Origin of the sequence: Desulfovibrio sp. MES5, assembly GCF_002237645.1 — a bacterium.
GTDB lineage: Bacteria > Desulfobacterota > Desulfovibrionia > Desulfovibrionales > Desulfovibrionaceae > Desulfovibrio.
In genome coordinates, this window is record NZ_MJUZ01000040.1 from 1 (window position 1) to 12,716 (window position 12,716).

The 12,716-nt window shown below is 52.3% G+C and carries 13 protein-coding genes; 12 read left to right on the forward strand and 1 reads right to left on the reverse strand.

The features are described 5' to 3' along the window. Positions 1–306 precede the first annotated feature (306 nt). The gene (locus BCS36_RS10360) at positions 307–1,077 is read right to left on the reverse strand and encodes a S24 family peptidase (protein ID WP_291302816.1); all 771 of its coding nucleotides are present in this window, start codon (positions 1,075–1,077) and stop codon (positions 307–309) included. A 317-nt stretch (positions 1,078–1,394) separates the two neighbouring features. Between BCS36_RS10360 and BCS36_RS10365 the strand changes: the two genes are divergently transcribed. From BCS36_RS10365 to BCS36_RS10420, 12 genes are all read left to right on the forward strand, one after another. Further along, positions 1,395–3,989 carry a DNA-directed RNA polymerase gene (locus BCS36_RS10365; protein ID WP_291302817.1) on the forward strand — a complete coding sequence of 865 codons (2,595 nt, stop codon included), beginning with the start codon at positions 1,395–1,397 and terminating at the stop codon, positions 3,987–3,989. 175 nt (positions 3,990–4,164) lie between these two features. After that, complete coding sequence (locus tag BCS36_RS10370; protein ID WP_291302818.1) at positions 4,165–4,482, forward strand: hypothetical protein; 318 nt, start codon at positions 4,165–4,167, stop codon at positions 4,480–4,482. Continuing rightward, a complete protein-coding gene (locus BCS36_RS10375; RefSeq protein WP_291302819.1) occupies positions 4,475–5,215 on the forward strand; it encodes a hypothetical protein in 741 nt (246 codons plus the stop codon). Before BCS36_RS10370 ends, BCS36_RS10375 begins: the two co-directional genes overlap by 8 nt. Before the next feature lie 2 nt (positions 5,216–5,217). Continuing rightward, positions 5,218–5,688 (forward strand): endonuclease, encoded by a 471-nt coding sequence (locus BCS36_RS10380; protein WP_291302820.1) that lies wholly within the window; start codon positions 5,218–5,220, stop codon positions 5,686–5,688. A gap of 230 nt (positions 5,689–5,918) precedes the next feature. Beyond that, positions 5,919–7,388 carry a DnaB-like helicase C-terminal domain-containing protein gene (locus BCS36_RS10385; protein WP_291302821.1) on the forward strand — a complete coding sequence of 490 codons (1,470 nt, stop codon included), beginning with the start codon at positions 5,919–5,921 and terminating at the stop codon, positions 7,386–7,388. 2 nt (positions 7,389–7,390) lie between these two features. Beyond that, positions 7,391–8,158: a Rha family transcriptional regulator gene (locus BCS36_RS10390; RefSeq protein ID WP_291302822.1), complete on the forward strand. Its 768-nt coding sequence runs from the start codon at positions 7,391–7,393 to the stop codon at positions 8,156–8,158. Then, positions 8,124–10,040, forward strand: a complete 1,917-nt coding sequence (locus tag BCS36_RS10395; RefSeq protein ID WP_291302823.1) for a DNA polymerase — start codon at positions 8,124–8,126, stop codon at positions 10,038–10,040. The genes BCS36_RS10390 and BCS36_RS10395 overlap by 35 nt, the downstream gene beginning before the upstream one ends. 27 nt (positions 10,041–10,067) lie before the next feature. After that, a complete protein-coding gene (locus BCS36_RS10400) occupies positions 10,068–10,454 on the forward strand; it encodes a hypothetical protein (RefSeq protein ID WP_291302824.1) in 387 nt (128 codons plus the stop codon). A gap of 104 nt (positions 10,455–10,558) precedes the next feature. Next, entirely contained in the window at positions 10,559–10,747 is a 189-nt protein-coding gene (locus tag BCS36_RS10405) for a hypothetical protein (protein WP_291302825.1), read from the forward strand. 3 nt (positions 10,748–10,750) lie between these two features. Continuing rightward, on the forward strand, positions 10,751–11,332 hold the full coding sequence (locus BCS36_RS10410; protein ID WP_291302826.1) for a hypothetical protein: 582 nt from the start codon (positions 10,751–10,753) through the stop codon (positions 11,330–11,332). Then, a complete protein-coding gene (locus tag BCS36_RS10415; protein WP_291302827.1) occupies positions 11,325–11,915 on the forward strand; it encodes a DNA N-6-adenine-methyltransferase in 591 nt (196 codons plus the stop codon). The genes BCS36_RS10410 and BCS36_RS10415 overlap by 8 nt, the downstream gene beginning before the upstream one ends. Then, positions 11,890–12,654, forward strand: a complete 765-nt coding sequence (locus tag BCS36_RS10420) for a hypothetical protein (protein WP_291302828.1) — start codon at positions 11,890–11,892, stop codon at positions 12,652–12,654. The genes BCS36_RS10415 and BCS36_RS10420 overlap by 26 nt, the downstream gene beginning before the upstream one ends. The last annotated feature ends 62 nt before the right edge of the window (positions 12,655–12,716 follow it).

Here is a 12,716-nt window from a genome sequence, read left to right on the forward strand (position 1 = left end):
GGGGTTCCGTGGTGATGACGACCTTTTTTCTTACCGGCGAGATATCTTCAGCGCTATATTCCACGAGGGGCTCCTTTTATGGGTGGACGTGATGGTGCGAGAGGGGGGACTTGAACCCCCATACCTAAGGTGCTGGATTCTAAGATTCAGCAGTTTCTCTATCTATCAAATATATCAACAGAAATAGTCATACGGTTGCTGCAACCAAGGAAGCACCTGCAACCCAAAAATGCAACCAGAATGGCATGTTCCTATTTTTTATTAAGCCAGAAATATCTAGAGATTCTTTTGGGTTATTCTAAATTCTTAACGGTATTCACGTCCAACCCAAAGAATTTGTCCTATCACTCGTGCTTGTTCCGCAAGATCGCCCCGCATATCCACCTCAATTGGGGAATAGGCCGGGTTCATGCTTTTCAAAATAAGCTTACCTGGGATTGTGTCAATTTGCTTGACGTAAATTGCTTCTTCAATCCCTACTGCGTACATACGACCAGGGAGAATAGTGGTTTTTCCTTGGTCAAGCAAGACCACATCCCCGTGTTTAATTTCCGGCTCCATACTGTCACCAGAGACGCGCATTAATACCATTTTGCTTGGGGTGCCCTTCCTGTGCAAAAAATCGGAGCGGAAGGCGTATTTTCGTTCTCCGTCTGCGCTGGTCTCAAGGCTCCCCGTCCCGGCTGAAAGTCTCGCTTCTACCAACGGAATGAACATCATGTCAACATCTGTACCATTGTCAGATAACACCGGGACATGATTCGCTGCCTTCTTCTCTACCGGAAGTCTTTCGAGGGGTTGCCCCAGCTTCAATTTACCAAGTCTAGTTTCAAAGCGGTGGTCGCCATGAACCAACCAATCTATAGAAACACCGAACATAGCAGATATTTTTTCGAGCCATGCCTTCGGAATACTCCCCCTCTTCTTTGCACCTGCGATTGAAGGAGGTTGTATGTCCAGTATGCGAGCTAAATCAGCATCCGTCTTAACCCCAGCAGCCTCAAGCACACGTCTGAACTGTGCTTCAAAATCATTTCGCTCTTCCATGCGTTCTTTAGCGCCTTTTGAATCTGGCATTCCTCACCTCCAATAAAATTCGACGACTATTTCAGTTTGTTAGAACCAAGCCGCTGAAAAACATCAACTTTAAGCTTACATAATTAGCTTGAAGCTAACAGCACTCCTCGTTAAAACATCCCGCAGAGGATAGTCATGCTAGACATAAGTTAAGCACCTTCATCACAGGGGTCAAGGGAATAAGCCTTGATTCTGTAATCTAACAGGTAACACCCTGCTAGTCTTTGGCTTCTTTAGCCCCCTTGGTGGCCTTGCATTCTGCCAAGGGGGCTTTTTTGCGCCCTAAAAACTAATCATCAGCTAAGGAGTAACGAAAAATGACTGTCAACACTTGCGCCCATCATATTAATCAAGAGCTAATTGAAAGAGAATTGTCCCTTGAAGAAGAAATGTTCAACCGTGGGCGGGATCGCTTCTTTGCCAACGTCAACCGCCTGAGAGAACAGAAAAATGAAGGAGGCACCAGCTACGGTAAGATGCTGCTCAAGCGTGGCATTGAACCTCTGGCTAAAGCTATTGATGATTTTATGGCTAAAGCCAAAAGCGGAGGCGCTGGGCGTAGGCATATGGCTGTGGGGCTGCTGGAAGGCATGGATTCTGATGTGGTGGCGTTCATCACGCTGAGGACGGCTATTGATAGGCTCACCCGTGGCCCACTGCTTCAGTATGTTGCTGTTTCCGTAGGGCGCGAAATAGAAGCAGAGCAACGGCTAACAAACTTGAAAGAAAAGGATAAGGATAGGTACAATATAACTCAGCGCTACATCCAAGGGCATAAATCAAAGCAGTATAGAAGCACAGTCTTGCGCTACGCTTTTGGTAAGTCAGAGACCGTTGACTTTGAGCCTTGGCCGGAAGTTAAATGCCTGCATTTAGGTCAGAAGTTAATAGACCTTGCCACTGAAAGCACTGGCTTCTTTTCTATTTATAATGACTATAGCAATGAACACACTCCTTATCGTCTTGTTGCTTCCTCAAATCTGATGGAATGGATTGAGCGCCATCTAGACAAAGCTTCCATCATGTACCCTGATTACATGCCTACGGTGGTTCCACCTAAACCTTGGGAAGGGGCTTCCGGTGGCGGCTATTATTTCAGGGAGATGCGCCCGTTGTCTCTGGTGAAGACGACAGACCGCAGCTACCTTAATCTACTGGACAAAAAAATTGAAAGTGGGGAAATGCCTGATGTCCTCACAGCCATAAACGCCTTGCAGGACACAGCATGGGCCATCAATATTCCTGTCTATGCAGTAGCCCAGCATCTCTGGGACTACACTGATGGTGGTGTTGCTGACATGCCTCCCCGTGATGGCTACAGGCTCCCTATATGCCCGGTTTGTGGAGCAGACATTACAGACAGCGCTTCAGCCCGTGTGCCTCACACTTGCCTTGACACCCTATCAGAAGAAGAGCTGAAGAAATGGAAGCGGGCGGCTGCTGTTGTCCGAGAAAAGAACATATCCTGCATGTCCCGCCGCCTGGGCATTGCCAAAACCTTGAATCTAGCAAGTCGGTATAAGGATGAAGAAGCCTTCTACTATCCTTACCAGCTTGACTTTCGGGGTCGTATCTATGCTGTGCCTGCATATCTCACTCCACAAGGGACTCACCTTGCTAAGGCTCTTCTGTGTTTCGCAAAAGGCAAGCCCTTGGGAAATATGGCCGCTGTAAAATGGCTTGCCATTCACGGGAGCAATACATGGGGCAATGACAAGGTGAGTCTTGATGACCGTTACTCATGGGTGTTGCAGAATCAAGACAAAATCAAGGCTGTAGCCGACGCCCCTTACTCTGTGACATGGTGGCAGAAGGCTGACGACCCGTGGGGGTTCCTGGCGTTCTGCTTTGAATGGGCGGGATACCTCAAAGAGGGTCTTGATTTTGTGTCCCGTCTGCCTGTGGCTATGGATGGAACCTGCAACGGGCTTCAGATTTTCTCGCTTATCCTGAGGGATGAAATCGGTGGTGCTGCGGTAAATCTTTTGCCAAGTGAGAAGCCGCAGGACATCTACGGGATTGTGGCTGACAAGGTGAAGGCCATGCTTGAGTCCCGTGCTGCTGGAGATGAAGAGTCAGCCAACGTATGCGCCAGGGATTCCGACATACCTCTATATAATGAGGTGATTTGCTCCCGCTGGCTGCTGACCTTGAACATCAACCGAAAGATGACCAAGCGGCAGGTTATGGTGCTCCCCTACGGAGGCACCTTTGATAGCTGCCGTGAATATACTGAGGAATGGCTGAAGGATCAGGTATATGGTGACGTTCCTCTGGAGGTGCCTGCTGGGCATACATTGCGAGGCGTAGCGCGCTTCCTCGCAACCTTTGTATGGGAAGCTATTGGAGCCACCGTCATCAAAGCCAGAGAAGCCATGTCCTTTCTTCAGGACACCGCAGGAGTGCTGAACAAGGCAGACCTCCCCGCACGGTGGACAACTCCGGTTGGTTTTTATGTACAGCAGTTTTATCGGGAGCAGAAAGGGCAGCGGGTAAAAACGAAGATAGGGGACTCGGTGATTTATCTGACTCTGAGTAGTGAGGTGGAATCGAAGCTTGCGAAATCCAAACAAAAATCAGCAATCTCCCCGAACTATGTCCACAGCCTTGACGCAGCAGCTCTTATGAGGACTGTGAGCCACTGCCTTGATGGGGGCATAGACCGGTTCGCTATGATTCATGACAGCTATGGCACCCTGGCCGCTGACAGTGAAAAGTTAGCAGGACTGCTGCGCTCAACCTTTGTGGAATTGTTTGGTGGCAAGGATAATATGCTTGAGCTGTGGAGCAGGGAGGTTATGGCGGCTGTTTCCACAGAAGTAAGGCAAAAAATGGACACTCTTCCTGTGGTTCCCTCTTTTGGGGAGCTAGATGTCAATGATGTAACTAAGTCCATGTTTTTCTTCGCATAAACAAAAAATCTTTTAGTGTAAAAATCCCCAGGCTTCGCTTCAGGCAGGCTTGGGGATTTTTCATTTTATTTCAGCATGTTGGAATTAGGTTGCACCTATCGGAAGAAGCACCCTCAATGCTTCACCTTCTATTTACCTTCTATTCCTTTAACCCACAGGAGGCCCGCCCATCCATATGTCTACCCCGAATTACCTTGACCCTCTTGTTCTTTCATCCCTGGCCCCTCGGCTGCGTGACCTCATAGGCAACTGCTCAGTGCGCGAAGCAGCTCAATGCTGCATGGCCGTAGCAAACGCCATTCAGGAGAACCCCAAGCAAGGCCCGCGCCTCATGGGATTGGCTTGCGCCTTCCTGCTGGCTGCGGAGCAGTCCGGCATCTCTGTCACCGACATGATGACCTACGCCCGCAACTGCATGAATGACGCTGAAGGCAAGCGGCCTGAGTTCGCCGCTACTGCTGATTACATCAACAAGGAAATCATCAATGGCTAACAACAAAGAAGAAAAGAAAAAGCGCAAGAGCCATACGACCCCCAAAGGGGAAGCGCTCTTCGTGCATCTGGTGGCTCCTGACTATGGCACCAAGGAGTTCCCTGATGAAGATGGCTCCTACACCATCTCCCTGCGGCTGGACGAAGCTGATGCTGACAAGCTGAAGAGCTCGCTTGCTGAGGAGATTGAGGAAGGCAAAGCAAATATGCAGAAAGCCTTCAATGAGCTTACCGTTGCCAACCGCAAGAAGCTCAAGGAACCGACTTGGGTTGAACCCGGCACTGTCGAATATGACCGTGAAACCGAAGAACCCACCGGCAACATCCTGTTCCGCTTCAAGACCAAGGCCATCTACAAAGACTCCAAGACCGGCCAGACCCGTCAGCGCAAGGTGCCTGTGTTCGACTCCATGCAGGCTCCGGTCAAACTGAAGGACGAACCCGGTTTTGGCTCCACTGTCCGTGTGAGCTTCACAGCCTCGCCTTACTTTGTCAGTGGCACCGGCAAGGCGGGCGTCTCCTTCTACCTGAACGCCGTGCAGATTCTCAAGCTGAACGCCGCTGGTGAACGCTCTGCCTCTGATTACGGCTTTGCCGCTGAAGAAGACGAAGACGGCTTCATGGCCTCTTCCTTGTCTGAAGAGCAGAGCTTCAACCGCAAGGCCAATGACGAAGATGATCTCGGCCCTGCGTTCCCCTCTGAAGCCTCTAGCGCTGATGACGTGCCGTTCTAGCCATGTCTGGAATCTCCAGCGGCGGCTACCGCACAACGCAGTACAAACGCTGGGCCAGCCTGAGGCGCAACACCGGCTTCCGCAGCCAGTTTGAGGCCGACATCCACGCCGGTCTGCCTGAAGGCAGCGCACGGTATGAGGCGGTGCATATCCCTTACAAGGTGTCTGTGCAGCGGCGCTACACGCCTGATTGGGCATTGCCCGCGCAGGCCATCATGATTGAGGCCAAAGGCAGATTCACCAAGGCAGACCGTGACAAGATGCTTCTGGTCAAATCACAGTTTCCCGATCTGGACATCCGGCTGATCTTCATGAGCCTCACCGCCAAAGTCACCAAGACCATGACCCATGAGGCGTGGGCCAAACAGCACGGCTTTCCTTGCTGCAAGGGGCCAGCCATTCCTGCTGATTGGCTTGAGCACAAACCCAGCAAACAACAGAGGGCCGCATTTGATGCCTTCGTTTCCTACTAGGGAGGTAACGGATGCAGCACCTCAATTCTGACTCTACCTTTGTTCAGCATGAACCCTGCCCCGCCTGTCGGGCCAAAGGGGATGATGCTTCAGGCAACAATCTTGCCCGTTATTCTGATGGGCATGGGTACTGCAACGCCTGTGGCTTCTACCAAGCCCCTGACGGGGAAACGCACCAAGCCGCAGAGCCGAAAGAGAAGCCATCATTTGAACCTATAGACTTCGAGATAGTGCCTCTGAAAGCACGGGGTATTGATGGAGAAACCTGTAAGAAGTTCAACTATGGCATCGGAAGGTTCGGCAAGAAACGCGAATGGTGCCATGTAGCGAACTACCATGACGCCAAGGGAAACCTTGTAGCCCAGCATATCCGCATGGAAGGTAAAGACTTCAAGTGGAGAGGCGACATGAAGAAGGCTGTCCTTTTCGGGCAGCACCTCTGGCGTAGCGGTGGCCGCAAGGTGGTCGTTACCGAAGGGGAAATCGACTGCCTCACCATCTCCATGTTGCAGGATAACAAGTGGCCGGTGGTCAGTCTGCCTAATGGGGCCAACCATGCGGTCAAGGCAATCAGGGCATCCCTGGAATGGCTTGAGACGTTTGATGAAGTTGTCTTTGCTTTTGACATGGATGAACCGGGTCAGGCTGCGGCGCAGGAATGCGCTTTGCTGCTTTCCCCCGGCAAAGCCAAGGTCGCTGTGCTTCCTGAGAAGGATGCAAACGACTGTCTCAAGGAAAGCAAATCCAAGGCGCTCCTTAACGCCCTTTGGGAGGCCCGCCCGTACCGTCCTGATGGCATCGTGTCTGGCAAAGACCTGTGGGACAAGATTCGGAAGACTCCCCCCACGGGGTATGACATTCCATATCCTCTGCTGAATGAGCGCCTGCATGGGCTGCGCTGTGGCGAACTCTACCTCTTCACGGCTGGCTCAGGCATTGGCAAAAGCACCATCGTCAATGAGATTGCCTATCATCTCAAGATGGCCCACGGCCTTCCTCTTGGCGTTATGGCTCTGGAGGAATCCACAGAGCGCAACCTGCGCCGCTATCTCGGCATCCACATCAATAAACCTCTGCATCTGCCGGAAGTCCACAGGGCTTTGCCGGAAGATGAACTGCGGGCTGCCTTTGACGCCGTGACCGGGGATGACAAGTGGTACGCTTATGATCACTTCGGGTCATCTGACATTGACACCCTGCTTGCCAAGCTCCGCTACATGGTGGTGGGCCTGGGCTGCAAGGTGATTGTCCTTGACCACATCTCCATTGTGGTTTCGGCGCTGGATGAATCCGGTGGCGAGTCCGAAAGAAAAACCATCGACAAGCTCATGACCAAGCTCCGCTCCCTCATTGAGGAAACGGGGGTCATGGTGCTGGCCGTGGTGCATCTCAAACGCCCCGACAAAGGCAAAAGCTTCAACGAAGGCCGACAGGTAAGCCTTACTGATCTGCGTGGCTCTGGTTCTCTGGAACAGGTGAGTGATGTGGTCATTGCCCTTGAGCGTGACCAGCAGGGGGATACCCCCAACATCTCCTCTATCCGTGTTCTGAAGAACCGGCCCATTGGTGAAGTAGGGCCAGCCGGTAGCGTGGCCTATGGCAGCGACACCGGACGCCTGCTCCCCGCTGATGGGGAAGAGTTTGGCTTTGGGTCAGATAGCACGAACGAAGAAAAAAGTAACACAGAACAGGAGTTCTAAATATGACCAACAATTTGCCTGCGGTTCAGGTGGCTGTCCATGAGGGCAAGCCCACCGTGACCAGCCTTCAGGTGGCGGAGGCTTTCGGGAAAGAACACGACAAAGTTCTGAGAGACATTCGTAACCTGTCGGTTTCAAAGAGTTTCATTGCCGCCAATTTTGGTGCCAATGAATATATCGACCCAATTGGCCGCTCCCTTCCCATGTACCGTCTCACCCGTGACGGCTTCATGATCTTGGCAATGGGTTACACCGGGGCCAAGGCAATGGCCCTGAAGGAAGCCTACATTGCGGAGTTCAACCGCATGGAAGCGGAGCTTACCAACCGGGCTTCCCCCGCTCTCCCTGACTTCACTGACCCCGCCGCTGCCGCTATCGCCTGGGCTGAACAATACAAGGCCAAAGCCCTGGCGCAACAGCAGCTTGCCCTGGCCTCTCCCAAGGCTGAAGTCTATGACGCCGTGGTGGCTGACCGCTGCCTGACGCTCAATGTCTTCTGCCGCCGCCTGCATGGTGTGAACCTGCTGAAAGTCAAAGAAAGCCTCCTGAACTGCGGGGTGCTCTACCGCTCTGTGGGCGGCGGGGTCTATCGCGTTTACGCCAAGTATCGCAACACCCACTTTGAAGAAAAGTTCAACAGTACAACCGGTAATTGCACCATCCACGTTCTTGAGGAGGGACAGAAGCTTCTTACCAAACTCTACAACAAGGGCCAACTCATTATGAAACAAGGATATGACCACAATGGCAGTGGTGTCGCTGAATCGTGACCCTTATTCAGGGTTTGATTACTCATGGATACCCACGCCCGAAACACCGGCCCTGCTCTTTGACATAGAAACTGACGGACTACTTGATACAACCTCTGTGGTGCATTGCATATGCGCCATAGAATATCCCAGCGGCAAGCTGTATTCCTTTGGCCCAGACAGAATAGCTGAAGGGCTAGAACTGCTTGCCAATGCGCCTCTGCTTGTGGCGCACAACGGCCTATGCTTTGACAAACCTGCCCTTGCCAAGCTGCACTCCAGCGTCTCCCTCCCACGCCTGTTTGATACCCTCACCGCCTCCCGGCTTATCTGGACTAACCTGAAAGACCTGGACTTTGACCGTCTGCGTTCTCAGGCCAAACGGAAGAAGCTCACAGGTGCTGCCTTTCCGGCAAAGCTCTGTGGCAAACACAGCCTTGAGGCATGGGGCTACAGGCTTGGGGAATACAAAGGTGACTACGGCAAGACCACTGAAAACGCATGGGCGCACTGGTCTCAGGAAATGCAGACATACTGTGAGCAGGACGTTGCTGTCCTGTTCAAGCTGTATCAGCTAATCCTCGACCAGCAGTATAGTCCTGAAGCTCTTGCCATTGAGCATGACTTCCAATCTATCATCTTCAATCAGGAACAGGTTGGTGTGCCTTTCGATGAAAAGGCAGCCATGCACCTCTACACTGACCTCTGTGCAAACAGGGAAGAACTCAAGACGCAACTCCGCTCGGTGTTCCCACCAAAGATTGAGGAAGAAGTCTTCATCCCCAAGGTCAATAACAAGACCAGAGGGTATGTGAAGGGAACCCCCTTCATCAAGAAGCACGTCATTGAGTTCAACCCGAATAGCCGGGAGATGATTGCAGATCGCCTCATTGAACTACATGGCTGGCAGCCCTCCGAATTTACGGAAACAGGCAAGCCTAAGGTTGATGGGGATGTGCTCGCATCTCTCGACTTTCCAGAGTGCAAGCCGCTGAGTGAATACCTTGAGATCACCAAAATCATTGGGATGCTCTCTGAAGGCAAAGCTGGGTGGCTCCGTCTGGTGGACAGAGCTGGCCGTATACATGGCCGTGTCATTACCTGTGGGGCAGTGACCGGACGGTGTACTCACAACAGCCCAAACCTTGCCCAAATTCCGGCACATGGCACCTACGGCACCCAATGCCGCAGCCTGTTTATCGCAGACCCCTCCAAACCCGATTGGGTTCAGGTAGGGGCAGACGCTTCTGGCCTTGAGCTGCGCATGCTGGCGTCCTTCATGGGGCGCTATGACGGCGGCAGGTACGCCAAGGTGTTGCTGGAAGGTGACATCCACACGGCCAACCAAAAGGCGGCGGGGCTGGAAACCAGAGACAACGCCAAGACGTTCATCTACGCCTTCCTCTACGGAGCTGGCGACCAAAAGCTTGGCTCCATCGTGGCTCCCACTGCCTCCCCCGCCCGTCAGGTACAGATAGGCAAGAGGCTGAAGGCCAAGTTCTTTACGGCCATCCCTGCTATCAAAGCATTGATTGATGACGTTCAAAACGCCGTCAAGCAGCGCCCCTACCTCTACGGTATCGACAAGCGAAAGCTACACGTCCGTTCCGCGCACTCCGCACTGAACACACTGCTGCAATCCGCTGGTGCCGTGCTTGTTAAGTTCGCCACCATCGTCTGCCACCACGAAGCGGAACTCCGCTATGGGTGGAAGCTGGGGGTGGACTATACCCAAGTTCTACACGTCCATGACGAAGCCCAGATGCAATGCCCAAGGGATAAAGCTGATGTCCTTGGGCAACTCTTTGTTGAAGCCATAGAGATTGCAGGCCGACATTTTGGCATGCGCTGTCCTACCACTGGTGAATACAAGATAGGCAAAAGTTGGGCTGAAACACATTAACCAAAACTCACCAAGGAATATACCACCATGAATGACCAGTTCTCTCTGATCCCCGTTACCCGTTCCATGCCCGCCCGCCAGCATCCCGAAGTTTCCATGAGCTATGACAAGGAAGATAACCTTGTGGTTGTCTTTTCGCCTGCCTTCCTGGGCCGCGAAGATGTGACCGTCAAGGTCGGCACCCGTGTGCTCTGCGGCTTTGACGCCGATACCCAGCGCCTCTGCATTATGCCCGCCGCTGAAGGTGCCACCGGTGCCCGTGTGCTGGGCAAGCGCCCTGGCTTTGCCGGTGCCGGTCAGCTCGTGCTGTCTGCCCGCAACCTGCCTGAAGGTCTGCCCACTTGGGCAGGCCGTGAAGCCTTCACCTATTCCTTCGGTGATGGAGGTGCGGTGATTGTGAACTTCAACGCCTAAGTCTGAAGGCACAAAGGCATCTTAAATTATGGCCCCGGTTTCTCCTTCTGCTTGGAGGGAGGCCGGGGTCTTCGTTCTTTCAAACAAAAAATGGAGATATAAAAGTGAAACTTAAAATCACCAAAGACGGCAACGGTGTCTACAGCCTTTGGGAAATAACCGGCTGGTTCGATAAAAACTGTGTGTTTTGCAGCCGCCGTGTTTCTGAAGTTCTTGACCAAATGAGAAGCCGCATCGGCAGCGGGATTGAAACCTCTCTTGCTGAGGTCACATCCATAGAGGAAGGGGCATAACGTATGAACGTCCGTATCCTCAATGAATACGGCCTTAATGAGGCACTGCTTGGCCTTGGTCTGTCTTTCGGTAAAACAGCCAATCTCACAACGCCACTTGATCTGGATGTGCGGGCCGCCATGTTTAACCGTGCTGAAAAACTGGCCGGTCTTGGCCTGGGGCACGACAAGTTCTTGCGCTCCATCGTAGTGATATTGGACATCAATGCCCCGCTTTATTGGTGGTCGGAATTTGACACATACAAAATCGGCACTGTGGCGCAGTCAGAATCCAAGATGCACACGCTCTTGAAAAAGCCTTTGACGCAGGACAGCTTTGAAGACCCCATATGGCTCCATCTGCTTGAGTATCTGGAACGCCTGCGCCAAGAGGGGTATTTCCACGTTTTGCTGAACAACCTGCCCATGTCCTTCCTTCAACGGCGCATCGTCACATGCAACTATGCTGTTCTGCGGAACATCTATAGCCAGCGTAGCAAGCACAAGCTGCCGCAGTGGCAGGATTTCTGCCTGTATCTTTATAGGAATGTGAACTGCCCTGAGCTGTTCAAGTTTGCAGGGAGCGCAGGGGATAAGGATGCCTGAAGAACAAGACTCTTTCTCCTTTGTGGATTACTTCCTGCAAAAAGAAGCCGCCGCCAAGTCTAAAAACTTCAACACTAACAAAGCAAATAATGACGAATGGCTGACTCCCCCAGAGATTATCCATGCGCTTGGCCCTTTTCATTTAGACCCCTGTGCGCCTCGGTTTCGTCCTTGGGACACGGCCTGTGAGCATTATACGGCTTCGGGAGATGGTGGTCTGAACGCGCCTTGGGTTGGGAGGGTCTGGTTAAACCCTCCTTATGGCAAGGAGACGTTTAAATGGCTGGCGCGTCTCGCTGAACACGGCAAAGGTATTGCCCTGATATTCGCCAGAACAGAAACGATAGGGTTTCATTCAACTATCTGGGAGAAAGCAGATGCCGTCTTCTTCTTTAAAGGGAGGCTCCGGTTTCATTATGTAACAGGAGAACAAGGAGGTGCAGCTAACGCCCCTTCTTGTCTTGTGTCGTATTCAAAGGAAGACACCATAAGCATTATCAAAGCTAATGAGGAAGGCAAGTTGAAAGGTCATCTTGTATTTCTCAAGGAGTTACCCAATGACCAAACCTCTCTTGCTCATTGATGCCGATGTGTTGGCTTACCAAGCCTGCGCCGGTGCTGAAAAGACCATCTGCTTTGAAGAAGATTCCTGCTTTCCAATGTGCAGCCTTACGGATGCCATTGGCGCTTTTAACTACAAGCTTGGCTTTATTCTGGATACCTTGGGGGTAGACCGCTACCTGCTCTGCTTCTCTGATGAAGGTGGTAACAACTTCCGCAGGGCTATCTTTCCTCAGTACAAGAGCAACCGTGCCGGGAAGCCCCGGCCTGTGGCCCTGAAGTTCTTGAGGGAACACTTCATAAAAGCTGAAGGGGCTACTCTGTTCCCCAGGCTGGAAGCTGATGATGTCATGGGTATCCTCGCCACCCACCCGAAGCGTAACCATGAAACCATCATCGTTTCCATCGACAAAGACCTCCGCTCCATCCCCGGCAAGTTCTTCAACCTGGGGCACCCTGAAGAGGGCGTCCACGAAATCAGCGTTGAAGATGCTGACTACTGGTTCATGATGCAGGCCCTCATGGGGGATGCAACTGACGGCTACCCCGGCTGCCCCAAGTTTGGCCCTGCCACAGCGGCAAAGGCTCTGAAGGATGTTCCCAAGACCATCAAGGATATGTGGCCTGTGGTTGTGGCGGCTTATGAAAAAGCTGGCTTCGGGGAAGACTATGCGCTGCTTATGGCCCGCATGGCCCACATCTTGTGGCACGAAGATTATGACTTTGAGAAACAGAGGGGGAAACTATGGGAACCGAAATAATCTGTGTACAGGGCAGATACAACCACCTCTTTCCACACCACTCCCCCTGCACTTCATGTGCT

Bases quoted from the DNA above. Each gene is read 5' to 3' on its own strand.
- BCS36_RS10360 (WP_291302816.1), bottom strand. From the start codon at position 1,077: ATGCCAGATTCAAAAGGCGCTAAAGAACGCATGGAAGAGCGAAATGAT.
- BCS36_RS10365 (WP_291302817.1), top strand. From the start codon at position 1,395: ATGACTGTCAACACTTGCGCCCATCATATTAATCAAGAGCTAATTGAA.
- BCS36_RS10370 (WP_291302818.1), top strand. From the start codon at position 4,165: ATGTCTACCCCGAATTACCTTGACCCTCTTGTTCTTTCATCCCTGGCC.
- BCS36_RS10375 (WP_291302819.1), top strand. From the start codon at position 4,475: ATGGCTAACAACAAAGAAGAAAAGAAAAAGCGCAAGAGCCATACGACC.
- BCS36_RS10380 (WP_291302820.1), top strand. From the start codon at position 5,218: ATGTCTGGAATCTCCAGCGGCGGCTACCGCACAACGCAGTACAAACGC.
- BCS36_RS10390 (WP_291302822.1), top strand. From the start codon at position 7,391: ATGACCAACAATTTGCCTGCGGTTCAGGTGGCTGTCCATGAGGGCAAG.
- BCS36_RS10395 (WP_291302823.1), top strand. From the start codon at position 8,124: ATGACCACAATGGCAGTGGTGTCGCTGAATCGTGACCCTTATTCAGGG.
- BCS36_RS10400 (WP_291302824.1), top strand. From the start codon at position 10,068: ATGAATGACCAGTTCTCTCTGATCCCCGTTACCCGTTCCATGCCCGCC.
- BCS36_RS10410 (WP_291302826.1), top strand. From the start codon at position 10,751: ATGAACGTCCGTATCCTCAATGAATACGGCCTTAATGAGGCACTGCTT.
- BCS36_RS10415 (WP_291302827.1), top strand. From the start codon at position 11,325: ATGCCTGAAGAACAAGACTCTTTCTCCTTTGTGGATTACTTCCTGCAA.
- BCS36_RS10420 (WP_291302828.1), top strand. From the start codon at position 11,890: ATGACCAAACCTCTCTTGCTCATTGATGCCGATGTGTTGGCTTACCAA.